Source organism: Okibacterium endophyticum, assembly GCF_054780075.1.
On sequence record NZ_BAAGXA010000012.1, the window covers coordinates 298437 to 318974 of the forward strand.

20 protein-coding genes and 1 pseudogene are annotated in these 20538 nt (G+C 66.5%); 16 read left to right on the forward strand and 5 right to left on the reverse strand.

The genetic code is table 11. From position 1 onward, the window contains the following. Positions 1 to 95: 95 nt before the first annotated feature. Entirely contained in the window at positions 96 to 725 is a 630-nt protein-coding gene (locus ACYVF5_RS15440) for a response regulator transcription factor (protein WP_460948005.1), read from the reverse strand. After that, positions 718 to 1962 carry a sensor histidine kinase gene (locus ACYVF5_RS15445; protein ID WP_460948007.1) on the reverse strand — a complete coding sequence of 415 codons (1245 nt, stop codon included), beginning with the start codon at positions 1960 to 1962 and terminating at the stop codon, positions 718 to 720. Before ACYVF5_RS15445 ends, ACYVF5_RS15440 begins: the two co-directional genes overlap by 8 nt. Positions 1963 to 2230: 268 nt before the next feature. Here ACYVF5_RS15445 and ACYVF5_RS15450 point away from each other — a divergent pair, with 268 nt between their 5' ends. Further along, on the forward strand, positions 2231 to 2734 hold the full coding sequence (locus tag ACYVF5_RS15450) for a hypothetical protein (protein WP_460948009.1): 504 nt from the start codon (positions 2231 to 2233) through the stop codon (positions 2732 to 2734). A gap of 74 nt (positions 2735 to 2808) precedes the next feature. On the opposite strand, the gene ACYVF5_RS15455 is transcribed toward ACYVF5_RS15450, so the two are convergent. Next, entirely contained in the window at positions 2809 to 2967 is a 159-nt protein-coding gene (locus ACYVF5_RS15455; RefSeq protein ID WP_460948011.1) for a hypothetical protein, read from the reverse strand. A 128-nt stretch (positions 2968 to 3095) separates the two neighbouring features. On the opposite strand from ACYVF5_RS15455, the gene ACYVF5_RS15460 reads away from it, so the two are divergent. After that, positions 3096 to 3842 (forward strand): class E sortase, encoded by a 747-nt coding sequence (locus tag ACYVF5_RS15460; protein ID WP_460948012.1) that lies wholly within the window; start codon positions 3096 to 3098, stop codon positions 3840 to 3842. Between the two features lie 37 nt (positions 3843 to 3879). On the opposite strand, the gene ACYVF5_RS15465 is transcribed toward ACYVF5_RS15460, so the two are convergent. Beyond that, positions 3880 to 5805, reverse strand: coding sequence for a 5-oxoprolinase subunit B/C family protein (locus ACYVF5_RS15465; protein WP_460948014.1), 1926 nt, complete (start codon positions 5803 to 5805; stop codon positions 3880 to 3882). Between ACYVF5_RS15465 and ACYVF5_RS15470 the strand changes: the two genes are divergently transcribed. From ACYVF5_RS15470 to ACYVF5_RS15525, 12 genes and pseudogenes are all read left to right on the forward strand, one after another. Beyond that, positions 5795 to 7282, forward strand: a complete 1488-nt coding sequence (locus ACYVF5_RS15470) for a CCA tRNA nucleotidyltransferase (RefSeq protein WP_460948016.1) — start codon at positions 5795 to 5797, stop codon at positions 7280 to 7282. The genes ACYVF5_RS15465 and ACYVF5_RS15470 overlap by 11 nt on opposite strands. Positions 7283 to 7399: 117 nt before the next feature. Then, complete coding sequence (locus ACYVF5_RS15475) at positions 7400 to 8653, forward strand: trans-sulfuration enzyme family protein (protein WP_460948018.1); 1254 nt, start codon at positions 7400 to 7402, stop codon at positions 8651 to 8653. Positions 8654 to 8716: 63 nt separating this feature from the next. Further along, entirely contained in the window at positions 8717 to 9010 is a 294-nt protein-coding gene (locus ACYVF5_RS15480) for a hypothetical protein (RefSeq protein WP_460948020.1), read from the forward strand. Between the two features lie 277 nt (positions 9011 to 9287). After that, positions 9288 to 10610 (forward strand): ABC transporter substrate-binding protein, encoded by a 1323-nt coding sequence (locus ACYVF5_RS15485; protein WP_460948022.1) that lies wholly within the window; start codon positions 9288 to 9290, stop codon positions 10608 to 10610. A gap of 219 nt (positions 10611 to 10829) precedes the next feature. Further along, the gene (locus ACYVF5_RS15490; protein ID WP_460948024.1) at positions 10830 to 11852 is read left to right on the forward strand and encodes a hypothetical protein; all 1023 of its coding nucleotides are present in this window, start codon (positions 10830 to 10832) and stop codon (positions 11850 to 11852) included. Positions 11853 to 12077: 225 nt separating this feature from the next. Further along, positions 12078 to 12407 (forward strand): annotated as a pseudogene (gene rpsF, locus ACYVF5_RS15495) (30S ribosomal protein S6); the annotation flags it as partial. Between the two features lie 131 nt (positions 12408 to 12538). Then, the gene (locus ACYVF5_RS15500) at positions 12539 to 13039 is read left to right on the forward strand and encodes a single-stranded DNA-binding protein (protein ID WP_460948026.1); all 501 of its coding nucleotides are present in this window, start codon (positions 12539 to 12541) and stop codon (positions 13037 to 13039) included. A 70-nt stretch (positions 13040 to 13109) separates the two neighbouring features. Next, on the forward strand, positions 13110 to 13370 hold the full coding sequence (rpsR, locus tag ACYVF5_RS15505) for a 30S ribosomal protein S18 (RefSeq protein ID WP_460948028.1): 261 nt from the start codon (positions 13110 to 13112) through the stop codon (positions 13368 to 13370). Positions 13371 to 13381: 11 nt separating this feature from the next. Continuing rightward, complete coding sequence (gene rplI, locus ACYVF5_RS15510; protein ID WP_460948030.1) at positions 13382 to 13834, forward strand: 50S ribosomal protein L9; 453 nt, start codon at positions 13382 to 13384, stop codon at positions 13832 to 13834. A gap of 903 nt (positions 13835 to 14737) precedes the next feature. Beyond that, on the forward strand, positions 14738 to 16108 hold the full coding sequence (dnaB, locus tag ACYVF5_RS15515; RefSeq protein ID WP_460948032.1) for a replicative DNA helicase: 1371 nt from the start codon (positions 14738 to 14740) through the stop codon (positions 16106 to 16108). Positions 16109 to 16187: 79 nt separating this feature from the next. Beyond that, positions 16188 to 16853: a hypothetical protein gene (locus tag ACYVF5_RS15520; protein ID WP_460948034.1), complete on the forward strand. Its 666-nt coding sequence runs from the start codon at positions 16188 to 16190 to the stop codon at positions 16851 to 16853. Continuing rightward, entirely contained in the window at positions 16850 to 17119 is a 270-nt protein-coding gene (locus ACYVF5_RS15525) for a hypothetical protein (RefSeq protein WP_460948036.1), read from the forward strand. The genes ACYVF5_RS15520 and ACYVF5_RS15525 overlap by 4 nt, the downstream gene beginning before the upstream one ends. Positions 17120 to 17137: 18 nt before the next feature. Here the strand turns inward: ACYVF5_RS15525 and purB are convergent, their stop codons facing one another. Then, positions 17138 to 18520 carry an adenylosuccinate lyase gene (gene purB, locus ACYVF5_RS15530; protein WP_460948038.1) on the reverse strand — a complete coding sequence of 461 codons (1383 nt, stop codon included), beginning with the start codon at positions 18518 to 18520 and terminating at the stop codon, positions 17138 to 17140. 218 nt (positions 18521 to 18738) lie between these two features. Between purB and ACYVF5_RS15535 the strand changes: the two genes are divergently transcribed. Together ACYVF5_RS15535 and ACYVF5_RS15540 are read left to right on the forward strand one after the other, a co-directional pair. Then, positions 18739 to 19056: a hypothetical protein gene (locus ACYVF5_RS15535; RefSeq protein WP_460948040.1), complete on the forward strand. Its 318-nt coding sequence runs from the start codon at positions 18739 to 18741 to the stop codon at positions 19054 to 19056. Further along, positions 19053 to 20513, forward strand: coding sequence for an alpha/beta hydrolase (locus tag ACYVF5_RS15540; protein WP_460948042.1), 1461 nt, complete (start codon positions 19053 to 19055; stop codon positions 20511 to 20513). The genes ACYVF5_RS15535 and ACYVF5_RS15540 overlap by 4 nt, the downstream gene beginning before the upstream one ends. Positions 20514 to 20538 lie beyond the last annotated feature (25 nt).

Genomic DNA, 20538 nt, shown 5'->3' on the forward strand with positions numbered 1-20538 from the left:
GGCCGAGTCGGTGCCAGCCGCTACACCATTTGTGTCGCGCTACTCTATTTCGTGTGGCGCGTCACAAATGGTGTAGCGCGGTGAAGCCGGCCGGCTCAGATCCAGCCTTGCTCCCACGCCCTCTCGGCGGCTTCGTGCCGCGAGGCCGCGTCGAGCTTGGTCATCGCAGAGGAGAGGTAGTTGCGCACCGTGCCGGGGGCGAGGTGCAGCCGATCGGCGATCTGCTGCACACTCATGGTGGATCGGCTGAACCGAAGAGCGTCCAGCTCGCGATCCGTGAGCGGACATCTCTCCGCGGTGAGAGCCGTGGCCGCGATCTCGGGGTCGATGTAGCGTTTTCCTGCGGCGACGTCGCGGATCACGTCGGCGAGGTCTTCGGCCGGCGTCGATTTGGGCACGAACCCAGAGACACGGGCTGCGAGCGCGCGCCGCAGCACACCGGGGCGTGCGTGCCTGGTGACGATGACAACGCGGGTCGAGACCGTTGAGAGGATGCGTGTGGCCGCCTCGAGTCCGTCTGCTCGCGGCATCTCGAGGTCCAGCAGGCAGACGTCGGGCCGGGTTTCGAGGGCTAGCTCGGCGGCTGTCACACCGTCGTCGGCGCTCGCGACGACCTCGATGTCGGGTTCGAGGCTGAGCAGGGCGCTCAGGGCGCCTCGTATCATCAGCTCATCGTCTGCGATGAGCAGGCGGATGACACGTGGGTGTGTCGCGGCGTCAGGCATCTCGGCCTCCCGCCTGCGTCGGCACCCAGATACGCAGCTCGAATCGGTCACCGGGCACGTCGGCATCCGTCTCGAGACTGCCGCCCACCGCGACCACACGGTCGCGCAGGCCGGTGAGCCCGCTGCTGGCGGTGAGGCCTGGGGCACCGGCTGTTCCGGAGAGGCCGTTGTTGCTGATGGTGAGGGTGCTGCCGTCGATGCCCGCGGTCACGCGAATCTGTGCGCGCGTGGCGTTGCTGTGGCGAAGGATGTTTGTCGTCGCCTCGCGCACGACCATCGCGAGGGCGCGTCGCACCTCGGTGTCGACGGGGAGCGCCGCGGTCACGAGATCACACTGCGCACCGGCGGCAGAGAGCACCTCCCTGGCGTTCTCGAGCTCGTCGTCGAGCGCGATGTGCCGGTACCCGGCGACGAGCGACCTCGTCTCTTCGAGGGCCTGTCTCGCGATCATGCGGGTCTCGTGCACGTGCTCTCGAGCCGCCTGAGGGTCGATGGGGAGCAGGCGTTCGGCCAACTCGGACTTGAGCGCGATGACCTGAAGGTGGTGCCCCTGGATGTCGTGCAGATCAGACGCGAAGCGCAACCGCTCTTGGGCGACGGCGAGGTCGCCTGCCGTGCGACGGTTGCGGTCGAGCGTCACGACGATCTCCCACCACCAGATGCTGGTCAGGACCATAAACGGCAGCAGTGCCGTGTAGATCACGATGAGCGGACCGCCGCCGTCGCCGATCTCGAGAGGGCGGGCGAACATGGCAGCGGCGATGACCGGGTGAGCGATGGTGAGCGCAGCGCCGAGCACGAGAAGCGTCCACCGCTGTCGTCTCTGCAACAGGCAGGCGACCAGGCTGATGCCCATCCACAACGGCAGGGCGGTGATCAGACCGCGGCCGCCGGCCAGAATACCGAGCACCCAGACGAGAGTACCGGTGCCGACGAGTGCGATCGTCCACACGGGGCGGGGAAGGCCTCCGCCCCTTCCCACACGAAGAAACCAGCAGTAGCGCACCTGCAGGCTCGCTGAGACGAGCATCAGAACGATGAGCGCCACGTCGACCGGGTTCCGAGACGTCGAGACCAGCGAGGTCATCGTCAGCACGAGGGCGGCGTCGAAGATGACGAAGAAGAACACGATCGAGCCGAGTGTGTACAGCCAGGTGGCGCGAACGCTGCGGCCGTGCTCGGCGGTGCGGGGGTCTTCACCTGTGCCGTGCTCGCCGGAACCCCTCTGACCGGACACGGAACCCGTCTGGCCCGACACGCAACCCGTGTGACCGGACTCGGACGGGTCTGGTCGCATCATGCGCACGGTTCCGGGAACCGGATCGGGTGGGGCATGCTCTGAGCGTAGAGCAATGACATTTGTCATGGGGCGGCGGGCGAAAACGCCCCTGAGACGATGACACAACGCCGTTGTCCTCCTCGACGCGGTCGAGAAGGATTGAGTCGTCACCACGAGGCCGCCCGCTTCGGCAGGACCTCACAACGAACGTCGAAAGGCTCACCATATGATCGACGCACTGCAGGACTTCACCTCGTCGTTCCCGGCCGTGTTCCAGTGGCTGGGCGTGATGATCGTCGCAGCCATCCCCTTCGTCGAGTCGTACTTCGGCTCCGTCATCGGAGTCGTCATCGGAGTCAACCCGGTTCTCGCGGTTCTCGCCGCGGTGGTCGGCAACGTCGTCTCGATGTTGATCTTCGTGATGAGTGCGCACCGGGTCCGCTCGACGGTCACCACGCGCAGAGCGTCTGCGCGGAATGTCGCAACCCTCGATGCCGCACCAGAAGAATCACCGCGACGCCAGAAGCTCCGCGCCCAGTTCGACAAGTACGGAGTCGCCGGCGTGAGCCTGCTCGGGCAGACGATCCTTCCGAGCCAGATCACGTCGGCCGCGATGGTCTCGTTCGGTGCGAACCGAAACGCTGTGATCCTCTGGCAGATCATCTCGATCATCGTCTGGGGAGTCGTCTTCGGTGTGCTCGCCACATTCGGTGTCTCGCTGACTCGCTGACCCGAACGTGTCGATCCGCTGATCCGCTGACTCGCTGACCCGGACGTGTCGATCCGCTGATCGTCGCTGGGTCGCTACTCAGCCTTACCCGGCCTGATCGGCGCATCGTCGCGCACGTCGACCCGGGTGACCCCCTCGTCCGGCTCGCTCACATCGATCCGTGGCGCGGCGTCGCGGTCGTCCGACTTCGGAGCGGTGGTCAGCTGATCGTGGCGTTTCTCGTCGTCATCCATGGTGCCTCCGGTCAGCCTCGTTGACTCTTGTGTGAGATTGCCGTCTTCTGGGCGATTGCCGTCGACGGCGACAGTGCGTACCGTTGTGACTGTACGCCGAACCGGCGTTGTACCCCAGGGATGGAGCCATGACCGGTCTGACACGTCGACCGCACCGCATCACACGATCGTCGATGCCGTCGCGCGGTGACGGCATCGCCTGCGCGGTCCTCGCCCTCTCCCTCGCATTCGGCGCCGCGGGGGCAGCTTCTGCAGACGACGGCGCGCACGGTGCGACGGGCACGGATGCCGCGCCCGGCGTCGCTGCACCGGTCACTGTCTCGTCCGAAACGGTCCGCGAGAACGCGTTCGTCAACAGCGCCACCGTCGGAACGGCATCCGGCGCCGCCACGCATCCCGGCCCACCTGCGACGACAGCGGTGAACACCCTGCGAACCGGTGAGCAGATCGGCACCCTGCGGATCCCGCGGTTCGGCACGGACTGGACGGCCACCATCGCCGAGGGCACCGCCGAGCACAGTGTGCTGGCCAGCAACGTCGGGCACTACCCGGGAACGGCGCTCCCCGGCGGTGACGGGAACTTCGCGATCGCCGGGCACCGGACCTCGTACCACGCACCGTTCCTCAACATCCAGAACCTGGTGATCGGCGACGCCATGATCGTGGAGACGGCGGAGGGCTGGTACAGCTATCGCTACCGCGCAAGCGAATACGTGCAGCCGTCGGCGGTCGACGTTCTGAATGCGGTTCCCCGCGGCTCGGAGCAGCCGGCGGGCAAGTACATCACGCTCACGGCATGCAACCCGCTCTACTCCACTGCTGAACGTGTGATCGCGTACGGCGTTTTCGAGAGGTTCGTCCCGCGCCCTAGCTGAGCCCCCGACCTCAGAAGCGTCAGAAGCGTCAGAAGCGTCAGAGCGAAGGGCGCACCCCCGCGGCTCTGAAGGCTGTTGTGACGCGTCGCTCGAGGTCGTCGAGCGCGGCGAGCTGACGTCGCCAGTCGGCCGAGGCATCCGCCCGTGACTGCAGCTCGAACCGCACGCGCCTGCCCGGTTCCGCCTGCGCCAGAGTGCTGAGCCCGACGCGAGTGACGGCGGCGACGACGGGGTATCCAGCGGTGATGTAGCGGCCGCGCATCACAACGATGAGATCCCCGGTCGGAACGAGCTCGACACCGCCGACCGGGATACCCCGTGAGATGAGCTCACGAGAGGTGGTCCGCGTGATCGGCTCCCCCTCGAGGCGGATGCCGACGGCGTCGCTCTGCGCGCACACGGTGAACGTCTTCGCCGTGATCGATCCGATGCCTCCGACGAGCTCGTCTGTCTCTGTCGCTGTGGTCACCGGAACACTCCATACCGGCGGTGTGTTTCGCCGGGGAACGGCGAACCGGAACAGCGGCTGCCCGAAGAGCGGGTCGGTGTGGTCGCGGTAGTCCCCGGTGAATCGGACGAGGTCGCCGGCTGCGAGACGGGTCGAGAAGCCGACAACCGGGTCCGGTGCGCAGCTCCCCATCAGTGTGGGGGCGTCGACGGCGCCCGCGATCGCGAGCGAGACGCGGGTGCCGTCGTGGATTCCCGTGATCGCGATCCGCTGGCCGGCACGAAGGGGGAGCGGGGTCAGGCGCGGGCGGGGAACGCCGTCGACGGAGACCTCGCAGGGTGCGCCCGTGACGGCGACGAGTGCATCCGACTCTGCCGTGAGCTCGAGATCGAGCAGCGTCGCCTCGATCAGGGGAGCCGATCGTGGATTGCCGACGAGGATGTTCGCCTGCTGGGCCGCCATCTGATCCGCAGCGCCGTTGACCCCGACGCCGTCGCGCTCGTGCCCCGGGCGGCCGAGGTCCTGCAACTGGGCGTAGCCGGGTCGGCTGACCCGCAGTGCGCCGGTGTGGACGCCCGCGCGCAGGTGTCCGCTCGTCGCAGTCGCGCCCGTCGCCCGGGCACGCGCCGTGTTCGGAACCGTTCCCGTTGCCCGTCCTGTTGTCGCGGTTCTCGGTGAGCGCCCGCCGCTCTGCGCCGTGGCATCCGCTTCGAGCGGGCGGGCCGCGAGCTCGTGCCACTCGTCCGGGGTGATCGCCCGCAGCCGCAGGATGTCCCCGGGGTCGTACGGCGCGGCCGGGTCCCGCGCCAGATCGACGACGGTGAGCGGTGTGCGGCCGATCAGCTGCCAGCCGCCGGGGGAGTCGAACGGATAGATCGTCATCGTGTGCGCGGCGAGCCCGATGCTCCCCCCTGGCAGACGCGTGCGCGGGGTCCGTTGTCTCGCGACCGGGTCCGAGACGACGGAGCCGGCGCACATCGGCTGCATGGCTGTTCCGAGAAAACGCACGGTGAAGTCCACCGACGTCGCCCGATCGACGAGCTCACCCGGTGAGAGCCCGTGCGCACGGGCGAGCGCGTCGAGGTCTGGGCCGTGTCCTCCCCCGAACACAACCGGGACGATGAAGACGCGAGGCGCGGGCGGATGCCGCACGCCCGCATCCGCCGCCCGGTCGCGGAGTGCGCTGAGCACCTCGGCGGCATCGGTCACGGCCGGATCGAACTGGACGAGCACGTGCTCGAACGACGAGACGAGGTCGACGAAGCCCGGGAACCCGCTCTCGAGCAGGCCGAGCCGCAGCCCGTGCACCGCGCGCCAGCGGGCATCCTCGTCACCGCCAGACGCCTCGACCACAACCGCCGCGTCGCCGCTCGCCCGCGCGGTCATCAGGACGCCGGGTTCGCGACCGGTGAGGGTGGCCTCGTCGAGCATGGTTCCACCCTCCCACCCCGCACGGCCCGGCGTCGACCCCGGCGGCACCCGACGCCCAAGTACGATGGAGAATATGGTCAGCATGGCGGAGTCATTGGAGCGCCTGCGCGCCCTCGCAACCTCTCCCGTTGTCGACGTGGTGGCGCGCGCCTTCGCCGACGCCGGCTTCGAACTGGCTCTCGTGGGCGGGCCCGTGCGCGATGCGATGCTCGGCCGAGAGGTGCACGACCTCGATTTCACGAGCAATGCGACGCCGGAGCAGATCCTCGAGGTCGTCTCTCCGATCTCAGACGCGCACTGGGACATCGGGCGGGAGTTCGGCACCATCGGCGCGCGCGTCAGCGTGCGCGAGGCATCGGGCGAGCCGCTCGTCGAGACCGTCGAGATCACCACGTATCGCGCGGATGCCTATGACGGCGTCACACGCAAGCCCGTCGTCGCATTCGGGGATTCCCTCGAGGGTGACCTCAAGCGTCGCGACTTCACGGTGAACGCCATGGCGTTGCGGGTGCCCGACACAAAGCTCGTCGACCCGTCCGGCGGTGTCGAAGACCTGCTCTCGGGTGTGCTGCGGACCCCGAGCACTCCGGCGGTGAGCTTCGGCGACGACCCCCTGCGGATGCTCCGCGCCGCCCGTTTCGCGAGCCAGCTCGACTTCAGGGTCGACGACGAGACCAAGAGCGCCATGCACGACATGGCCGCGAGCATCGAGATCGTGTCGGCCGAACGCGTCAGGGCCGAGATCTCGAAACTGCTGCTGACCGACCGGCCGGGCCGCGGCATCCGGCTGCTCGTGAACACGGGCCTCTGCGACATCGTGCTGCCCGAGATACCCGCCCTGCGGCTCGAGATCGACGAGCACCACCACCACAAAGACGTGTACGAGCACTCGCTCACCGTGCTCGAGCAGGCGATCGACTATGAGAGGTCACGGCACCCGGGCGACGACCCCGACCTCGTGCTCCGGCTCGCGGCGCTGCTGCACGACATCGGCAAGCCGGCCACCCGCCGGCTCGAGCCGGGCGGCGCCGTCAGCTTCTATCACCACGACGTGGTCGGCTCGAAGCTCGCGAAGAAGCGCCTCTCCGCGCTGCGCTACGACAACCAGACGATCAAAGACGTCGCGCGCCTGATCGAGCTGCACCTGCGCTTCTTCGGATACACGGAGGGCACCTGGACGGACTCGGCGGTCAGGCGCTATGTGCGCGACGCCGGGCCGCTCCTCGAACGGCTGCACATGCTCACTCGCGCAGACGTGACCACCCGCAACCGGCGGAAGGCCGATCGGCTCGGATTCGCGTACGACGACCTCGAGACGCGCATCGCCGAACTGCAGCAGCAAGAAGAGATGGATGCCGTCCGGCCAGAACTCGACGGCAACCGGATTCAGCAGGTGCTCGGCATCCGCCCGGGGCGAGAGGTCGGCGAGGCGTACGCGTGGCTGCTCGAGCTGCGTCTCGACGAGGGTGTTCTCGGTGAGGCCGAGGCCGAGCGTCGTCTGCGAGCATGGTGGGCCGGCCGGCAGACCCCGAGCCGGGGTGACGGCGGGGCAGACGGCTGACGGCGGATCCACGGGCGGGTCCATCCCGCGAGCCGGCGACCCCGATCCGGACCCACTCCGTCGCCACAGGTCGTCACACTCGAGCGCGGGGTCGGCGGTCTGCTTTAGCCTGAACCCATGACTGCCTCGCCCCGCCCCGACAAGCACGACCCGTCCACGCTCGGCTTCACGAGCAGGGCCGTGCACGCGGGGAACCAGGGTGGGCTCGGGGCGATCCGCACCCCGATCGTGATGGCGAACTCCTACGAGCTGCCTGACGATCCCTCGACGATGAGCTGGTCGGGAACCGAGCAGCCGCTCTACAGCCGCAATTCGGGTGTGAACCAGCTCGGACTGCAGCAGAAACTCGCCTCCCTCGAGCGCCCGCGTGCCACTGACCTCGCCGCAGACGACATCGGCGACGACATCGAGGCCGTGGTCCTGGCGAGCGGGGTCGCCGCATTGCACGGAGTGTTCTTCACGACGCTCAAGACGGGTGACCACGTGGTCGTCGGCGATGTCACCTACGAGGCCGTCTACCGGCTCTTCACCGAGCTGCTCCCCGAGAAATACGGCATCGAGGCGACATTCGCCGACACAAGCGACCCGGATGCCGTCCGGGCGGCCGTCCGGACGAACACACGGCTTGTGCACGTGGAGGCGATCGGCAATCCGACCACCAAGGTCACCGACATCGCGGCCATGGCGCGCATCGCACATGACGCGGGTGCCCTCCTGAGCGTCGACTCCACCTTCACGCCGCCGCCGTTGTATCGTCCGCTCGAGCACGGCGCCGACCTGGTCGTCCACTCGCTCACCAAATACATCAACGGTCACGGAGATGCCATGGGCGGAGCCGTCATCGGCCGCCGCGACCTCATCGCCGAGATCAGATCGGATGCCATGGTCGACGTCGGCGGGGTCGTCTCGCCGTTCAACGCCTGGCTGATCATGCGCGGCTCCGTGACGCTCCCGCTGCGACTGCGGCAGCACCTCGACAGCGCGCAGCGGGTTGCGGAGTTCCTCGAGGCCGACCCGCGCGTGGCATACGTCGTATACCCGGGACTCCCGGGGCATCCGCAGCACGCGCTTGCCGCGCGGCAGTTCGGCGGTCGCGGTTTCGGAGCCATGATGGCGTTCGCCGTCGACGGCGACTCCGCCGCCCAGAACCGGTTCGTCTCGAACCTCAGGCTCATCACCTCCGCGGTCTCGCTCGGTCACGACGAGTCGCTCATCGTGCACGTCGCCGGCGGAGACGATGCCGGCCCGCGAGTGGCGTTCTATCCGGATGAGTTCAAGCGCCTCGGCCACCTGCGGTTCTCGGTCGGTCTCGAAGACCCAGACGACCTGATCGCAGACCTGGCGGCTGCCCTCGACGCGACATTCGGCTGAACCGGTCGCCGAAGAGCGGGCACCCCCTTTCGTCACACCCCCACCCGGCGTAGCCTCGGCATCATGAGCGAGAACAATGGCGGCAGGAACAGCGGTGAGCCCGAGTACACAACGCCGGGAGAACCACTCGAATCCGAGCAGTACCGCGACGAAGAGGATGACAGAGACGCCACGACGGGCCCCCCGCTCGAGCAGCGCGACGGGGCCGGGGACGACGTGGAGTACACAACGCCCGGCAACCCCTTCGAGTCCCCCGAACACGAGGCCGAGGAGCATCTGCGACACGCGACTCCAGGCGCTCCCCTCGAACAGGAGGCCGCGCTCCTCGACGAAGACGACGGTGACGACGACATCTGATGCCGGGTGCTGATCCGGTGGGAACCGGGTCTCTGCTCCGGCGAGATCCGGCCTCGCGTTGTGTTGTGATGCGCCGGTGAGAGGCGTGTGAGCTCGCGGCCTGCCCGTCGCAGATGCTAACCTGCCACTCTCACGCTCCGGGCATTTCGAACGCTCGTGGTGGCGGCGGCACCCCTAGCCCGCCGCGTCGTGGCCGTTCATGCGCATAGCCGATGCCGCGCAGCGAGGTCGACATCACTCGTTCGGACACCCGGTCTCGCACCATCGAAGGACCCGAATGTTCAGACGTACCCTCGCAGCCACCGGCATGGCCGCGGCATCCGCATTTGCCCTCGTCGGGTGCGCCATCGCTGCCCCGGCGCAATCCGAAGAGACGACTATCACCTTTCGGCTGTGGGACGAGACAGTCGCCGAAGGGTACGAGCAGTCGTTCGAGGCGTTCGAAGAGCAGAACCCGACGATCACGGTGAACGTCAACGTCGTCGACTGGGCCGATTACTGGACGCAGCTGCGCACCGATGTCGCCGACAAGACGATGGACGACGTCTATTGGCTCAACAACTCCTATTTCGAGGCGTACGCAGACGGCAACAAGCTCGTCGACGTCTCTGCTGCCGTCGGTGCCGACGCCGCTCAGGACTGGGAGCCGTCTGTCGTCGACGAGTTCACCAGGGACGACGTGCTGTGGGGAGTTCCCCAGCTGTACGACGCGGGAAGCGCCGTCTACTACAACGCCGACCTGCTCGAGGCGGCGGATGTCTCTGCCGAGACCCTGCGAGACCTCGAGTGGTCGCCAGACCCCCAGAAAGACACCTTCCTGCCGGTCGCGCAGCAACTGACCGTCGACGCAGCCGGGGTCAACGCCGCCACAGAGGGCTTCGACGGCACTCCCGTGCAGTACGGCACGAACATCGGTTATGACCTGCAGGCAATCCTGCTGCCCTATATCGGATCGAACGGCGGCGATTTCCAAGACGGCGAGCGGTTCGCGTTCGCCGGCTCCAAATCGGTCGAGGCCGTCTCGTACCTCGTCAACGCCATCCACACAGCCAAGGTGGCCCCGAGCGCCACAGAAACGAATGACGATTCGGACTTCAGCCGCGACCAGTTCGTGCAGGGCAACATGGCCATGTTCCAGTCCGGTCTCTACAACCTCAAGCACATCGCAGACGAGGCGGCGTTCGAGTGGGGCGTCGCTCCGATACCGGCCGGTCCCGAGGGCAGGGTCTCGGTGACGAACGGCATCATCGCGGCGGGCAATGCCGACAGCGAGCATCCTGCCGCGGTGAAGCAGGTGCTCGCCTGGCTCGGTTCCGCGGAGGGCAACGCGTATCTGGGTGAATCCGGTGCTGCTGTTCCCGCCGTGAAGAGCGCGCAGAAGACCTACTTCGACTACTGGGAGCAGCAGGACATCGAACTCGACCCGTTCTTCGACGTGATCGACAAGAACGATTCGATCCCCGCACCGGCCGGATCGAGCTTCGAGGCAGGTTTCGAGGCCTACGACCCGATCGTGCGCCAGGTCTTCGCCGGCGAGCTCGAACCCGCCAGCGGGTTGCAACGGGCACAGGATGCCGCGAATGCGGCGATCACCCGGTAGCGGTCTCGCCCTCTCCTCTGCCGGCTGCCCTCTGCCCGCCTCTTCACCTGCTTCGGACGTTTTCACGCCGCATGCCGGGTGAAAACGTCCGAAGCAGATGAAAACACGTGTCGGGCACGTGGACTCGCCGTGTTCTGCACAGGCAACATCAGCGAACACCCTGTGCACAGATCAGCGCCGGCACACCATCGATCGCCCGACGAACGCGACGCTGGACTCATGAGCCCAGATGAACCGCGGAACCACAAGGCGTTGCTCTTCTCACGTTCGAACGCGCTGGTGGGGGCGGACGGTCGAGAGCTCAGACGCGAGTACGCCGGGGGAACGGCGGTCCGCCTACGACCCGGCGTATACGCGGACACCGACCATTGGGCAGAGCTGTCGGAGCACGACCGTCACCTGCTCCACATACGAGCTGTCGCCGAGACACGACGGGCGGCGCCGGTCTTTTCTCATACATCGGCCGCCCTCCTCTGGGGATACCCGGTGCTGACGCGTGATCTTCGGAGTGTGCATGCGACGACCACAGACGGCAGCCGCCGCTCCTCGAAGAATGGCATCGCATGGCATACGGGAGTCGTCGCATCCGACGACGTCGATGAGGTCGGCGGGATGCTCGCCACGTCCCGTTTGCGAACGGTTCTCGACGTCGCGAGATCGAACAGCACCGAGGCATCCGTTATGCTGCTCGACGCAGAGCTGCACAGGCTGTCACCGCGTCGGAATCGAGAACGCGACGCGGGGGCGCGGGCCCTCATAGAGCTGTCTGATCGCTTGGCGGCGCTGGGAACCGCGCCGGGGACCCGTCGCGCTCGTTCTGTCCTGTGCCTCTCGACACATCTTGCCGAGTCACCCGGTGAGTCGCTCAGCAGGGTCGGGATGCTGACACACGGCTTTCCGCCGCCGGTTCTGCAATACCGGGTCGACGACGAACGAGGGCTCGTCGGATATGCCGACTTCGCCTGGCCAGAGTTTCGCCTGCTCGGTGAGTTCGACGGATATACGAAATACACCAGGGGACAACTCACTCGAGGAGCATCCATCGAAGACATCGTCTGGGCCGAGAAACAACGAGAAGACCGCATGCGCGCACGTGGTTGGTCGATGGTGCGTTGGTTGTGGGCTGATGCGCTCGACGCGAGCCGCCTGGCTGTGCTCTTGAACGGTGCCGGGTTGCCGAGCACACGGACGACTATCGGGTTTTCGTCCCTCGCGGATGTTTTCACTCGGTACGCGAAGTGACAATGTCCGAAACAGGTGAAAATGTGAGAGGTTGGACCGCCGCAGTAGCGGATGCAGGGGATGCCGGTCGCATCCGCGGTGAGCGTGCGGTAAGCTATGTCAGTTGCCCGGGCGAGATCACTCTGAGATCAAACGGCGCATCGATGCTAGAACCCTCCTGCTGCAGACAGTCTGCAGCCGTTCGAGTCCGAAGGAGGTGGGTTAGTGACGCATCAGTACGAACTCATGGTCATCCTCGACCCGGAAATTGACGAGCGCACGGTTGCACCGAGCCTCGACAAGTTCCTCAATGTCGTCAGAACCGATGGTGGAACCATCGACAACGTCGACATCTGGGGCCGTCGTCGCCTGGCATACGAGATCAACAAGAAGACCGAGGGCATCTACGCCGTCGTCGACTTCACCGCATCGAGCGAGGCCACACAGGAACTCGACCGTCAGCTGAAGCTCTCAGAAGCAGTGATGCGCACCAAGGTGTTGCGTGCAGAAGAGGCTATTGCACAGGTTCAGTTCGAACAGAAGCGCTCAGAAGAGAAGGCCGCTCGCAAGGCCGCGTCTCCGAAGGCGAAGGCCGCCGCTGAAGCCAAGGCCGTCGCAGACGCCAAGGCTGCAGAGCCCAAGGCCGCTGAGCCCAAGGCTGCTGAGCCCAAGGCTGCTGAGCCTGCGACCGAGGAAGCCTAGTCCCGATGGCCGGCGAGACCGTAATCACCGTGGTGGGCAACCTCACCGCAGATCCTGAGCTGCGTTATACGCAGAACGGGTTGGCGGTTGCCAACTTCACCATCGCATCCACTCCTCGCACGTTCGACCGTCAGGCGAACGAGTGGAAAGACGGTGAGGCGCTGTTCCTGCGCGCAAGCGTCTGGCGCGAGTTCGCCGAGCATGTCGCCGGATCCCTCACCAAGGGGAGCCGTGTCATCGCTACCGGTCGGCTCAAGCAGCGCTCATACGAAACGAAAGAGGGCGAGAAGCGCACCTCGTTCGAGATCGACGTCGATGAAATCGGCCCGTCTCTTCGTTATGCGACAGCCCAGGTGACCCGTGCCCAGTCCAGCGGTGGCGGAGGCCGCGGCCCTGCCGCGGTCCAAGACGAACCATGGGCGGCGAGTGCTCCTGCAGCACCGCAGGCTCAGGGCGTCGACAGCTGGAACACGCCGGGTTCATACGGCGACGACACTCCGTTCTAATATTCACGGGCCGTCCGGCGCCGGCGATATACGCCGGCGAGGCACGGCCTCTCGCAAGTAAGGAAAATCCATGGCTGGAAAGTCAAGTGGCCAGGGCCGCAAGCCCGGTCGCGGCAAGGGCGCGAAGGTAACAGCGCCCGCGAAGTCGATCCGCGTCGGCGTGATCGACTACAAAGATGTCGCAACTCTTCGCAAGTTCATCTCGGAGCGTGGCAAGATCCGTGCTCGCCGTATCACCGGTGTCTCCGTTCAGGAGCAGCGTCTCATCGCACGTGCCGTCAAGAACGCACGTGAGATGGCACTTCTGCCTTACGCCGGCTCTGGCCGCTAGGGAGCAACCACATGTCAAAACTCATCCTGACGCACGAGGTCACAGGCCTCGGCACACCCGGTGACGTCGTTGATGTCAAGAACGGCTTCGCACGCAACTACCTGATCCCGCAGGGCTTCGCCGTGGCGTGGACCCGTGGTGCAGAGAAGCAGATCGAGCAGATCAAGGCCGCCCGCACGGCGCGTGAGCTCGCAACGCTCGACGAAGCACAGGCGCTCAAGGCATCGCTCGAGAACACCAAGGTCAAGCTGGTCGTCAAGGCCGGTGCCGAGGGTCGTCTCTTCGGTTCGGTGAAAGCGACGGATGTCGCCGGCGCCGTTGCCGAGGCCGGCCTCGGGCAGATCGACAAGCGCAAGATCGAAATCCCAACGGCCATCAAGTCCGTCGGGGAATACGAGGCCACCGTGCGTCTGCACGAAGACCTCAGCGCAGTGATCACCCTTCAGGTGGTCGCGGCCAAGTAACACCCGGTGTGAAGGCGGTGGGCGTCTGCCCGCCGCCTTCACACCGTTAACGCGATCCGACGCGATCCGGTGCCGGCAGGGCGGACGAGGCCCCATCGCGCCCGCGCAACGGGTGTGTCGATGGTCGGCGGCGCGGGTCGCCCCGTTTGCGCACGTGCCGGCACACAGTGGGTCGCGCCGTGCCGCGAGCTGCCACCGTGCCGCGAGCTGCGCCGTGCATACGGTGTGGGGCGTGCATCCGGTGTGGGGCGTGCATCCGGTGTGCCCGTGCATCCGGTGTGCCCGTGCATCCGGTGTGCCCGTGCATAACGGTGCGGCCGTGCACACGTCTGGGGGCGCGCCTCTGGGCCGTGGCGACGCGGGAGCTGCGCGGTGCCTGTGGTGTGTGCGGTGTGTGTGTACGGGGTGTGTGCGGGCACCTCTGTAAGACGGCTCGGGCACCTTCTTCGGTCTGCTCAGTCGGGTAGTTTCTACACCCCGCGAGCGGCGTGCGTCAAGCTTCGGCGCCACTTTTCTTACAGATCTGTGCACAGGTGAACGTCGAGCCTTTCAACATTCAAGCAGAACTCTAAACACCTCTATACCCACAGGGTGTTCAGAAACAAAGCGCAGATCACGGCGAATTACAGAAAGTTAAATTTTAAGTTCTCCACAGCTTTACCCACAGATTCTGCACACAGACACCGGCGTTTCGCCTTAACTCTCCACAGAGTTATCCACAGGCGCACTTGTGGGCTGGTGCGACGACTCCGTATGGTGAGGCAGCGCCATTTTCGCGGCTGCGATCTGACCGACCAGTGGGGGTGTCGGGGGTCGCTGGTCTACTTGATGACAGCGCCGCTTGGCCGGGCCGATCTCGGTGAAATTTGCCGTACACGAGCTCACAATTGCGAGGAGGAATGAGTGTCGATCGCTCATCTGGGACTGTCGGACCAGCTGCCATCGGGGGAGTCTCGAGCGGAGCGCACTCCTCCCCATGACCTGCTGGCGGAGCAGTCCGCGCTCGGGGGCATGCTGCTCTCGGCAGACGCGGTGGCAGACGTCGTCGAAACCGTTCGAGCGACAGACTTCTACGTTCCGAAGCACGAGATCGTCTTCGACGCGATCCTCTCGCTCTATTCGCACGGCGAGCCCACAGACGTGATCGCCGTCACAGACGAGCTCATCAAGCAGGGTGAGCTGTCCAGGGCCGGCGGTGCCGACTATCTGCACTCCCTGACGAGTCTGGTGCCGACGGCGGCCAATGCGGGTTTCTATGCGTCGATCGTCGCCGAACGGGCCGTGCTGCGCCGGCTCGTCGAAGCGGGCACGCGCATCGTGCAGATGGGCTATGCCGGCGAGGGTGAGGTGCTCGACGTCGTCAACACGGCGCAGGCCGAGATCTATGCGGTGACGGGCTCGAGCGAGACCGAGGACTATGTTCCGCTGAGCGACGCCGTGGGCGTCGCGATCGACGAGATCGAGGCCGCCAGCCATACCGACGGCAAGATGACAGGGGTTCCGACGGGCTTCATCGAGCTCGACGACCTCACCAACGGTTTCCACCCGGGGCAGATGATCATCGTGGCGGCGAGGCCGGCCATGGGAAAATCGACGCTCGCTCTCGACTTCGCCCGGGCGGCATCCATCGGCAACGACATGCCCTCGATCTTCTTCTCGCTCGAGATGGGGCGGAGCGAGATCGCCATGCGCCTGATCGCGGCCGAAGCGGCCGTGCCGCTGCAGAGCATGCGCAAGGGCACTGTCGAACAGCGTGACTGGACGAAGATCGCCTCGACGAGGGGCAAGATCAACGACGCCCCGCTCTACATCGACGACAGCCCCAACATGACCCTCGTCGAGATCAGGGCGAAATGCCGAAAGCTCAAACAGCGCATCGGGCTGAAGATGATCGTGATCGACTATCTGCAGCTGCTCACGAGCGGCAAACGCGTCGAGAGCCGCCAACAAGAGGTCTCGGAGTTCTCCCGTGCACTGAAGCTGCTGGCCAAAGAGCTGCACGTGCCCGTGATCGCGCTGTCCCAGCTGAACCGCGGGCCGGAGCAGCGATCAGACAAGATGCCGGCGATCAGCGACCTGCGAGAGTCCGGATCGCTCGAGCAGGACGCCGACATGGTGATTCTGCTGCACCGCGAGAGCGCCTATGAGAAAGACAGCCCGCGCGCGGGCGAGGCAGACCTCATCGTGGCCAAGCACCGCAACGGCCCGACCCGCACCGTGACCGTCGCCTTCCACGGCCACTACTCGCGGTTCGCCGACCTCGCGCCGGCCTGATCGCCCGCCGCACGGTCGGCCGCACGTATCGGCGGCGATAGACTGGGGTCGTTCGATTCCGCGTGAGAGAGGTGTGTCCGTGGCGAAGCCGGATGCCGGTCAAACCGCAGGCGCAGCGGTCCCCAGCGCAGTCTGGATGCTTCCCATCGCCCGCGCGATCGTCGCGGCGATCACCGCACTCGTCATCACCTTCTCGCCCGACCACTCCGCCGCACGGGGTCTCGCGGTCTTCGGATGTTTCGCCGCCGTCAGCGCGATCGTCACGTTGTCACTCGGAGTGAGGCCCATCCGGGCGGACCGCGTGGGGCGTTCGATGCTCATCGCCCAGGCCGCGCTCTCCGTTGTCGCCGCCGTTGTCGCCCTGGTCTTCGCCGCCCAGCCGTCGCCGCTCCCCGCGCTCTACGCGGTGATCATCATCTGGGCCCTCATCACCGGTGCACTCGAGCTCTACAGCGGCCTTCACGCGCGTCGCACGGCCTATAGCGCCGTCTCACGCGACTGGATGATCGCCGGCACGCTGACCATCCTGCTCGCCGTGGCCTACCTGCTGGTTCCCCCGGGGCTCAACCAGCAGTACGGCGGAATCGAGAACGTAGAGGGCGCGCTCACGGCATCCGTCGTCGTTGTCGGAGTTCTCGGCGCGTATGCGGCGATCCTTGCCGTTCACTTCATCATCGGCGGGCTCTCGCTCAAGTGGGCGTCCGCTCCACACGCCACCGCCAGACGACGAGAAATGCAGCGATGACCCCGAAGAAGCCGCCACAGCCCGGATCCCGCAAACCGTCACGGCGGGAGATCCTCAAGCCCGTCGAGCTGCTCGTGATGGCTGCGATCGCTGGAGTCTTCACCGGGCTCATCGCGCTGATGTCGACACGCGACCTCGTGCTCTCATCGATCTTCGCCGGTGTCGCCTTCATCGTCACGCTCGTGGTCATCGCGCTGTTCGTGCTGTCGATCAAGCCGGGCGAAATCGAACAGCGAGACATCGACGAGCAGAACAGCGGGCACTGAGCGCGATCGTGCGGCCCGCTACGGCAGGCGGTCGACGAGCTCGTCTGCCAGGCCGATGTAGCCGGCGGGGGTGAGCTCGAGCAGGCGGCGCTTGGCGGCCTCGCCGATGTCGAGCTTCTCGACGAAGGCCACCAGGTCATCGCGCCCGATGCGCTTGCCCCTCGTGAGCTCTTTGAGCATCGCGTACGGGTCGGTGATCTTCGAGCGCCCGGCCACCACCTCTGCCCTGATCACCGTCTGGATGGCCTCTCCGAGGATCTCCCAGTTCGCATCGAGGTCGGCCTCGAGAGCCGAGCGGTCGAGGTCGATCTCGCCCAACCCGCGGCGCAGGTTGTCGAGAGCGAGCAGGGAGTGCCCGAAGCCGACGCCGATGTTGCGCTGCGTCGTCGAATCGGTGAGGTCACGCTGCAGCCTCGATGTCACGAGCGTCGAGGCGAGCGAGTCGAGCACAGCAGACGACAGCTCGAGGTTCGCCTCGGCGTTCTCGAAGCGGATCGGGTTGATCTTGTGCGGCATCGTCGACGAGCCGGTCGCGCCCTCCTGCGGGATCTGGCGGAAGTAACCGAGCGAGATATACGTCCAGACGTCCGTCGCCAGATTGTGCAGCACCCTGTTGGCGTGTGACACCCGGTTGTAGAGCTCCGCCTGCCAGTCGTGCGATTCGATCTGGGTGGTGAGCGGGTTCCAGGTGAGGCCGAGCGACTCGACGAACTCACGAGAGATGCGGGGCCAATCTGCGCCTGGCGCCGCCGCGACATGCGCGGCGAAGGTGCCGGTCGCTCCCGAGAACTTGCCGAGGTATTCCGTGCTGTTCACCTGCTTCACAATGCGTTCGAGGCGCCAGGCCACCACGGCGATCTCGCGACCCATCGTCGTCGGCGTCGCCGGCTGTCCGTGTGTGCGCGAGAGCATCGCGTCGGCCCGGTACTCGTGTGCGAGCGAGCGCAGAACGTCGATCACCTGGCGGATGCCCGGGAGCCAGACCTGGTTCACAGCCGCTGAGACGGTGAGCGCATACGACAGGTTGTTGATGTCTTCGCTTGTGCAGGCGAAATGCGTCAGTTCCGCGATGGAGTCAAGGCCGAGCGCCGAGAGCCTGTCACGCACGAGATACTCGACGGCCTTCACGTCGTGGCGGGTGACGGCCTCTTTCTCGGCCAGCCAGTCGATCTCGGCCTGGCCGAAGCGGGTGTAGAGCTCTCGCAGCTGAGCCTGGTGGCGCTCGCTCAGGGGCGTGGAGCCGAACATCCCGTGGTCGGTCAGGTAGATGAGCCACTCCACCTCGACCTGCACCCTCGCCCGGTTGAGCCCGGCCTCGCTGAGGAACTCCCCGAGCTCTTCGACAACGGCCTGGTACCGGCCATCGAGCGGGCTGAGGGGTTGTGGCGGAAGTGAGGTCACGAGTGACTCCCTGTCTGATCGAGGGTCCGAGCCGGCAGAGCAATTATCTGCTCGCCCCCTCAATCATGCCCAATACCCGGTCGAACCTTCGACACACAGCGATTCCGGATGCTCCTGCACAGCGCCAGGCGCACGTTCCGCTGTGCACAGATTCCGTTCCCTTCCGTATGCAGGCGGTTATGCACGCCACCCTGGACTCCTCGACGGAAGGAGGCCCGATGGCGACCGGGGAGGAGCTGGATGAGACCGACAGACAGCTGGTGCTCGAGATCCTGGCGGAGCAGAAGCGACGCATCGAAGAGCAGACGACGGCCGCGATCCGGGCGCGTTCGCTTATCAGTGAGCGTATCGGGACCGCGGCGTGGACCGGCGAGAGCCATGCGGCGTTCACCGTGAGCGCCGCCGAGCTCATCAATGAGCTCGACGGCTGCATCGTGCACCTGCGCGACGCACTCGAGGAATGCGATCGTGCCACCAGGCACGTGAACGCGCTCGCTGCGGAAACGCCGATGGTGCGAGCGGGAGCGGGCGTATGAGCCCGAAACGAACGAGCCAGGACGCCGCGAGTGCAGGACAGCTGACCGTGTCGAACGGAGGGCAGACGAGTGTCAGCACCGATTCGATGTTCGAGCTCGCTGCCGTGCTCGCGGTCCTCTCCGGTGACGCGAGGGACTGGTCCGCTCAGGCATCCCGGGCAGCGTCACTCACCGCCGACTCGGGGCTCGCCGCGCGCTACGGGCTCGCAGAGGGGCCGTTGAACCTCGCACGGTCACGACTGGACGAAGCGGCAGAGGTCTCGCGCTCGCTCTCTGCCCGCGTCGAGCGGGCGGCGCAGAACTATGAGGTCGGCGAACAGCGCAGCTCGGGATTCGGGCAGGTGCTCGGCGCGGCGGCAGGATTCGCCGCGGGAATGCTCGTGCGCAATGCAGCGATCGGGATGCTGCCGCTTGCATCGCCCATTGCGCTCGCCGTGCTGACGATGCGGCAGCCAGAGGCCAGACGCGCCATAGCCGTGCTCGGTGCGCCCCTTGCCGGAGCTCTCGCCGGGCAGGACGGCCTGCTCGCCAACCCGGCCGTAGTGCACCTGGTCAGGCTGCTCGTCTCGTCTGCCGACGATGTGCTGATGGGTTTCGGCGGGCTTCCCGTCTCGTTCGCGGGAGCACTCGGCGACCATGGTGCCGGAATCGTCGGGCTCGACATCGCGGCGGCGGCCGTGATGGTCCTCGGCGGCAGACACGCCTTCACCGAGACGGCGGTTCGCGTGTCGCGGGCGTCGACGACGCCAGCGGCCCCTCCCGTGTCGCTCGCTGACGCCGCGACTCGCATCCCCGACGCCGAGGCGGGAGAACCGCAGGTGCGCGTCGAGAGGTATCTCGATGCCGAGGGGAACATGAGCTTCGCCGTGTACATCGCCGGAACCGCCGATTTCGCCGTGTCGAGCGATGAGCCGTTCGACATGACGAGCAACGTCGCCGCCGTGGCGGGTGCAGATGCCGCCGCCGTTCGTGCGACCACAGAGGCCATGCGCTTGGCCGGTATCTCTGCCGAAGACGACGTCGCCCTGTTCGGGCATTCGCAGGGAGGGCTCGTCGCCGCCCGGATCGCGTCGTCAGGGGACTATTCGGTCGGCTCACTCGTGACGTTCGGGTCACCGAGCGGGCAGGTGGATGTTCCCTCGACCGTCGCGCAATTGGCCGTCGAGCACACGGACGACCTGGTTCCCGCGCTCGGTGGTGTTCCGCTCGGCGGAGGGCAGGGCTCAGACCGGCTGGTGGTGTCGCGCCAGGCGTTCCCCGCCGGCCCGCCCGCCGAGGCCGGTGCCATGCCGGCGCATGACATGGAACTCTATGAGCAGACCGCGGCGATGATCGACGGATCCGACGATCCGAGAGTCGCCGCCGTGCTCACCACAGTCGCGGGTGCGGGTGCCGCATTTGGTGCGGGTGCCGTATCTGGCACGGCGACCCACTACCGCGCAGAGCGTGTGCGGTGAGACGATGACGGGCGCACGATGCGAA